This is a genomic window from Frankia sp. CgKIO3 (assembly GCF_977946435.1).
The window spans coordinates 1-7,074 of sequence record NZ_CDWTMO010000064.1 but is presented as its reverse complement, the minus strand read 5'-3'; the positions used below and the strand labels follow the sequence as shown (position 1 = coordinate 7,074).

The 7,074-nt window shown below is 70.1% G+C and carries 7 protein-coding genes; 3 read left to right on the top strand and 4 right to left on the bottom strand.

Annotated elements, in window-relative coordinates:
- Nucleotides 1-481 (top strand): urease accessory protein UreF (locus tag AC08OJ_RS09640; RefSeq protein ID WP_476595546.1); only part of this gene is annotated, 481 nt, incomplete at its 5' end.
- Between the two features lie 3 nt (nt 482-484).
- The gene (locus AC08OJ_RS09635) at nt 485-1,549 is read left to right on the top strand and encodes an urease accessory protein UreD (protein WP_476595545.1); all 1,065 of its coding nucleotides are present in this window, start codon (nt 485-487) and stop codon (nt 1,547-1,549) included.
- 13 nt (nt 1,550-1,562) lie between these two features.
- Here the strand turns inward: AC08OJ_RS09635 and AC08OJ_RS09630 are convergent, their stop codons facing one another.
- Nucleotides 1,563-2,267, bottom strand: a complete 705-nt coding sequence (locus AC08OJ_RS09630; RefSeq protein ID WP_476594222.1) for a TetR/AcrR family transcriptional regulator — start codon at nt 2,265-2,267, stop codon at nt 1,563-1,565.
- A gap of 152 nt (nt 2,268-2,419) precedes the next feature.
- Entirely contained in the window at nt 2,420-3,898 is a 1,479-nt protein-coding gene (locus AC08OJ_RS09625; RefSeq protein ID WP_476594223.1) for a glycosyltransferase, read from the bottom strand.
- 464 nt (nt 3,899-4,362) lie between these two features.
- On the opposite strand from AC08OJ_RS09625, the gene AC08OJ_RS09620 reads away from it, so the two are divergent.
- Nucleotides 4,363-5,040 (top strand): TetR/AcrR family transcriptional regulator, encoded by a 678-nt coding sequence (locus AC08OJ_RS09620; protein WP_476594224.1) that lies wholly within the window; start codon nt 4,363-4,365, stop codon nt 5,038-5,040.
- Between the two features lie 105 nt (nt 5,041-5,145).
- Here AC08OJ_RS09620 and hpnH read toward each other — a convergent pair whose 3' ends face one another.
- Together hpnH and AC08OJ_RS09610 are read right to left on the bottom strand one after the other, a co-directional pair.
- Entirely contained in the window at nt 5,146-6,150 is a 1,005-nt protein-coding gene (hpnH, locus tag AC08OJ_RS09615) for an adenosyl-hopene transferase HpnH (protein WP_011435280.1), read from the bottom strand.
- A gap of 325 nt (nt 6,151-6,475) precedes the next feature.
- On the bottom strand, nt 6,476-7,051 hold the full coding sequence (locus tag AC08OJ_RS09610; RefSeq protein ID WP_476595544.1) for a PaaI family thioesterase: 576 nt from the start codon (nt 7,049-7,051) through the stop codon (nt 6,476-6,478).
- Between the last annotated feature and the right edge of the window lie 23 nt (nt 7,052-7,074).

Here is a 7,074-nt window from a genome sequence, read left to right as displayed (position 1 = left end):
CGACCACGTCCCCGCCGCATCCGTCACCCCCGCCGCCCCCATCGCCACCTTGGACGCCGAGCTCGACGCCCGGACGCCCTCTCCCGCTCAACGCGATGCGAGCCGGGCTCAGGGGCGCACGCTGCTGCGAGCGGACCGGGCCGCCTGGCCGATGCCGCCCGGTCCACGTGCACCGCACCACCCGATCGTACTAGGCATGGTCGCCGCGGGCGCGGGTCTGCGTCCCTCGGACGCCGCTCTGGTCGCCGCCCACACCACGGTCACTGGACCCGCGACCGCCGCGACCCGCCTGATGGGGCTGGACCCCCTAGCCGTCACCGCCGTGCTCGCCCGGCTCGCCGACGAGGTCGAGGCGATCGCGCTGGCCGGTGCGGAGGCTTCCCGACGCCCGCCCCGGCTGCTTCCCGTTGTCACCGGCATCCGCCTCGATCTCCTGGCCGAACGGCACCGCACCACGGCGCTGCGGATGTTCACGTCCTGACCGGTGCCCGCCGGCTGGCACCATGGCAGCCATGAGACGGGGGTCATCCTGGGCGGGGTCGCGGCCGGGCCGGAGGGCCCTCTCGTCACGGCCGCCCGAACGGGCCACACGGCCGTGCGGGCACGGGCCGTCATCCGGGTCATGCCGGCTCCGGACGGCACGGCGAGGCTCACCGAGTTGCGCTCCGACGTGCCGGTCGTCCTGTGCCAGACCGGAGCATCCCCTGGTCGGACTAGGGCCTCGTCTACGGTGCCCGCGATATCCGCGCGGGCCGTCGGCTCCACCCGGCCGGGCGGTTCGACCCGGCCCGCCGTCCCGTCGACCGTGGTTGCCCCGTTCGGGCAAGGGCCCGCGGACGCGTTGCCGACCGTGACGGTTCACCTGGTCAACGCGGCCGCCGGACCGCTGGCGGGCGATGATCTGGGACCCGACATCTCCGTCGGCAGCGGGGTGCGCCTGGTGGTGCGTTCAGTGGCCGCGACGGTGGCCCTGCCCGGTCACGGGCCCGGGCCGTCCCGCTTCACCGTGTCGGCGCGGGTGGCCCCGGGTGGCGCGCTGGACTTCGCGCCGGAGCCGACCGTCGCGGCGCGAGGCTCGGACCATCTCCTGGTGACCGATGTGTACCTGGCGGCCACGGCCTGGCTACGGCTGCGCGAGGAGATCCTGCTGGGCCGATTCGGGGAGACGACCGGATCGATACGTAGCACCCTGCGGGTGGACGTGGACGCCCACGCGGAGGTGGATCCGCCATCCGAACCGATCCCCCTGCTGCGCCAGGATCTCGTCCTCGGTCCCGAGATACCTGGTCTGACCGGACCAGCCCTCCTCGGCTCGGCTCGTGCCGTCGGGTCGCTCCTCGTCGCGGGGCCCGATCCGGTGGGCTTTCCGGCGGCCCGGCGGGAATCCGTGCCGGCGGAGAGCGCGGGGTCCGGCGCGCAGGCGGCCGTCGCGGACGGGGTGGCACTGCTTCCCCTGGCCGGTCCGGGCTATCTCATCTCCGCGCTCGCCGAGGATGCGGTCACTCTCCGCCATCGCCTGGAACGAGGGCCGGCTCCTGCCACGGTCTGACCCGGGCAGGCGGTCAGACGCGGACGGCGGTGCCGTAGAGCCGATAGAACAGCGCGACCGCCTGTTCTGCGCGGGCCCGGCGGTTACTGTCGGTCCAGGCCGGAGGCCGACCCAGCAGGGCGGCGATCTGACTGTCGCGGATGGTGAGGCCGAAGAGCACCTCGAACGCTTCGGCGGCATCATCGAACGCGAGCTCACCACGGGCGACGCCTCGCCTCAGCAGGGCTTCGAAGAGGAGACCAGTGGTACGCCGACCCCAGGCGACGAGAGCCTCCGCGGGATCCGGGTCAGCGGGCAGCGCGGCGATGGCGACCCGGTTGATGGTGACCGAACGGGCGCTGGTGAGCAGCGCAAGCAGCTCGGTCAGCGCCGCGGCGAGCACCGGTCGCACCGGTCCGCCGCCGACGTCGGCCAAGGCTTGTCGAAGAGCGGCGTTCGTAGCTTCCGCCTCCTGGGAGACGAGTGCCGCGAGCAGGCCACGCCGATCGCCGAAGTGGGCGTACAGCGTCTCCTTCGATGCCTTCGCCCGGGCCGACACCGCGCGGGTCGACAGCTTGTCGTAACCCTGCTCGGCGAGAAGAGCCAGTGTCGCGTCGAGGATCGCCGCGCGCCGGGCATCGCCGCGCGTCGCCGGCCGTGATTCGGCCGTGCCACCGGCCCCGGTGACCGGCGGACGGTCCTGTTCGGCCGTCCCGGCCGGGATGGATGACTCGCTCACGCGACGGACCCTACCCTTGACAATTTCGAACCGAACGGTCTAGTTCGTAGATAACCATCATGGCGGCCTCACGCACCCTCGCCCCCGTCCTACTCGTCGACCGTCTCCGAACCTCCCCATGGTTCATCTCCTCCATGCATCGGGACCACCAGTTAGGCCCGGGGCTGATCGGTCGATCCGCCCCGGGCCGATGACGATGCCGTGGAGGGGCGCGGCGTGGGCGTGGGGGAAACCGGCGCCACGGCCGGCGCGGGGACCGCCGAGGATGTCGCCATCACCAGGGGTGTTGCGGGCACCGTGGACGAGGCGGATGACAAAGCCGATGAGGCGACGGTGGCAACGCCGTCCGGGTACGGCGATACGGCTACCGGTGCCGGCATGCCCGGGGAGCCGGCCGGCCCGGCCACCGAGCCCTCACGCCGCTCACCCGGGCCATTCGGATACTCGCGGGCGGCGGCAGCCGGGGCACCGTGATCCTGGTAGGTACGCCCCTTCCAGGCCGCTCCCCGCCCGGCCCGCTTGAGCCGCGCCGAGTCCACCGTCATCGCGAGGTACAGCACGGCCACTCCGGGGAGTAGCAGGGCCAGCGGCAGCGGCTGACGATAGTAGCGGGTCATCGGCAGATAGGTGACAGTCATGATCAACCAGGTGATCCCGCCGACGAGAGCCGTGGCGACGTCGCCGGTCACGATGCCTACGATGGTCGCGACCACCGGGATGACGAAGACCAGGCTCAGTCCCAACACGGTCCCGACCAACAGCGACGGGGAGTGCCGCAACTGCGCATAGGCGCTGCGGGACACCATCTTCCACAGATCCGCGAGCCGCGGATACGGGCGCTGGCTGTGGACCTGCTCTGCGAGTCCGAGCCACGTCCGCCCACCCGAACGCTTGATGATCCGCGCGATCGCCACGTCGTCGATGACGGCGCCGCGCACCTCCGCCAGTCCACCGGCCGCCGCAAGGGCCTCCCGGCGGATCAGGGAACATCCGCCGGCCGCAGCGGCCACCCGCGAACCCGGCCGGTTCGACCACCGGAACGGGTACAGCATCGCGAAGAAGTGCACGAAGGCCGGGACGATCAGACGCTCCCAGCCGGTCTGCACCCGCAGCACGGCCATCTGCGACACCATGTCCAGCTTCTGGGAGGTCGCCGACGCGACGAGCGCAGTCAGCGATCCCGGGCGATGGGAGATGTCCGCGTCGGTGAGGAGCAGGAAGTCGACGTCGCCAGCGCACTCGATGCCCCGCCGCAGCGCCCACAGCTTCCCGGTCCAACCGGCGGGGGGTTCGGTGGATGTGGTCATGGCCGGCGTCACGTTGGTCTCGCCGCGCGCAGCGGCCTGTTCTGCCAGGTCCCGGGCAACCTCCGTGGTCCCGTCGGTGGAACCGTCGTCCACCAGGATTAGCCGGGCACGACCGGGGTAGTCCTGGGCAAGCAGCGTCGGAAACGTCACGGGAAGCACGTCGGCCTCGTCCCGAGCCGGCACGACGATCGCCACACTGGGCCAAGCGGCCGGCGCCTGCCGGGATGGCAGGCGCTGATCGGTCCGCCAGAAGAACCCATGGCCGACGGTCAGGTAGAGCCAAGCGAGCAGAGAGGCAACGGCGACCCACAGCAGCACTGTCACAGAAAGTGATACTGCCACGGGCCCCTCAAGGGCGTGCGGGCGCCCCGGGTAATGCGGGGTCACAAGGCTTCCGTCCCGGTCTGGTCGAGCCGGTACGGAGATCTCCCCCCCGAAACGCTCCTGCCGCCACCCTGAAATCCCGGGCCTCCGGCCGGCGGTGGGGTAGCCGACATGAGCATCGACGATGGTGCCCACCACGCCCCGCGGAAACAATGATCACTTCCCGTCACCTCACGATCGGCGGCGGTGATCGGAGATACCCGACGGCAACAAGTTGAAAACGAAAAGTGATCGGCGGTGCGCGACGAACGGCTGGCGAGGGCGCGACCAGAGGGCGAGACGACAGCCACGGATCGGTGTCCGTCGGCGGTTGCGGGTTCATCGGAGCAGGTTCGTCACGACCAGGCCCGCTCGTGCCGGGACGGTAGTGGGTACAACGGCCTCGGCTACACCATAATCAAGGGGTGACACGAAGCCGTCGTACCGCGCAGACGGCTGACACCCGTCAGGCCTTGATCTCCGCCGCCCGCCGTCGGTTCGCCGAACAGGGGTTCGCCTCCACCGGCACCGAGGAGATCGTCGCCGACGCGCAGGTCACCCGTGGCGCGCTCTACCACCACTTCCGCGACAAGGCCGCGCTGTTTCGCACCGTGATGGAACAGGTCGCGACGGAGGTGGCCGAACAGCTCGTTGCTGGTGAACTTGCCCGGGACGCGGAGCTTCCCAGCGACGCCTGGACGCAGCTCCGGTCCGGGTTCCAGTCCCTGCTCGACATCTCCACCGCGGACAGCGACTTCCAGCGCATCGTCCTCGTCGACGGTCCGGCCGTGCTGGGCAACGACGCCTGGGATGCGCTCGTCGAGAAGCACGGCTACCGGCTGCTCTCGGAGTGGCTGGAGCGCGCGATGGCCGAGGACCGCATCGACCCGCTGCCGGTGGTCCCGCTGACCAGGCTGGTCGCCGCCCTGCTGTCGGAGGCGAGCATCTACACCGCCGGCGCCGCGGACCCGGACACCGCCCGCCTCGAGGTCGGCACCGTGCTCGACCGGCTGCTGCGCGGACTCGGCCGCGGTGGCGATCTCGCCGAGCAGCCGCCGGTCAGTGCCGACGGCGGCGCCGGCTCCCGCGGGACTGCCGGCTAAAGCCGGCTGGCATCGTCGACGCCAGCGAAACCCTGCTCCCGCCGGACGACGTCATCTGACGGTGACGGTGACGCCGTGAGCCGGCTCAGACCACGATGGGCCAGCTCAGACGCTGCGGGCCGCCCGGATGGACTCCTTGAGGGAACCCATGGTGGCCAGCACCGCGGAGGTCTCATAGCCGCAGTGCGCCATGCAGTTCGCGCACCGCGGGTCCTTGCCACGACCGTAGGCGTCCCAGTCGGTGGTCTCGACGAGCTCCTTGTAGGACGAGACGTACCCGTCGCTCATCAGGTAGCAGGGCTTCTGCCAGCCGAAGAGCGAGTAGCTCGGGATGCCCCACGCGGTGCAGCTGAGCTCCCTCTTACCCTCCAGGAAGTCCAGGAAGACCGGCGAGTGGTTGAGCCGGAACTTCTTGCGCCGGCCGTCCGCGAAGACCTTCGAGAACATCTCGCGGGTCTCCTGGACCCCCAGGAAGTGCTCCTGGTCGGGCGCCTTCTCGTAGGCATAGCCGGGTGAGAGCTGGATCTGGTCGACCTTGAGGTCGTCGTTGAGGAACGTCAGGATGTCGATGACGTCCTGCGGGCTGTCGTTGTTGAAGAACGTCGAGTTGGACCCGACCCGGAAGCCCGCGGCCTTCGCCGCGTGGAAGGCGCGGACGCACTCGTCGAACGTGCCCTCCTTCTCCACCACCGCGTCGTGCCGCTCACGCAGACCGTCGATGTGCAGGACGAAGGTGAAGTACGGCGACGGGGTGAAGTTCTTGAGCTTCTTCTGGAGCAGCAGCCCGTTCGTGCAGAGGATCACGAACTTCTTGCGCTTGACCAGCTGGTTCACGATCTCGTGGATCTGCGGGTGCATCAGCGGCTCGCCGCCCGCGATCGCGACCACCGGAGCGCCGCATTCCTCCACCGCAGCCAAGGCGTCGTCGACGCTCATCCGCTGCTTGAGGACGGACGCCGGGTGCTGGATCTTGCCACATCCAGTGCAGGACAGGTTGCAGGCAAACAGCGGCTCCAGCTCCAGTACGAGCGGGAAGTGCTTGCGACGAAGCAGCTTCTGCTTCGCCAGGTAGGTCCCAATCCGGAGCTGGTACCGCCACTCGACCGCCACGGCTGGCCCCCTCTCGTTAGGTCACCAGTGGATGAGCGATGATCTCTGCATTGACCATACAGCGTGTACGTACAGACTGCATGTGGATCGTCCGATGAACTGCCCCACAAGGGTGTCCGTTAGCCGACCCCGCCGAGTTGCGGACGCCGGGAAGACAAGGCCGGGACAGCACGGACGCGAGTTCGGGACAGTCCATGGACGATGTCGGGCCAGCCGCCCGACGACGCGCCCGTGCTCGCATCCGGCCCGGCCGAGCGTCGGGCCGGGCCGCCGGTCAGGCCGGGGAATCGGGTCTCCGGTCAGGCCGCGGAATCAGGCCATGGGATCAGGCCGTCCCACCCATGATCAGACAGGTGCTGTTGGCGGTGGCCACGACCTTGCCCTGGTCATCCCGGACGTCCCCCTCGGCGAAAGCCACCCGCCGTCCCGGCCTGGTCACCCAGCCGTGCGCGGTAAGTCGGCTCGGCCGGCCGTCGACAACGCGCACCGGCCGCAGGTAATTAACCTTGATCTCGATGGAGGTATACGCCACCGCGGCCGCCAGCGTGGAGTGCACCGCGCAGGCGGTCGCGGTGTCCAGGATCGTGCAGACCAGGCCACCGTGGACGAGGCCGATCGGGTTGTAGGCCGACTCGTCCGGCAGACAGGTGAAGACAACGTCTCCCGGCGTGACCTCGATTGGCCGGAAGTCGAACAGACGGGAGATCGGGGGCGGCGGAATGCGCCCGTCACGCATCGCGGACAGGAACTCCAGCCCGCTCAGCGACGCCGCCGCCGCGGCGACAGGCAGCGGGTCGTGCCAGGTGATCGTCTTGCTCCGCGGCTCGCCCCAGGCAGCCGGGTCGTGCGAGTGGTCTGAGGCGGATTCGGGTCGCGCGGATTCGGGCTCAGTCGTGGTCATGCCCGCAGACTCGCCTCAATGCC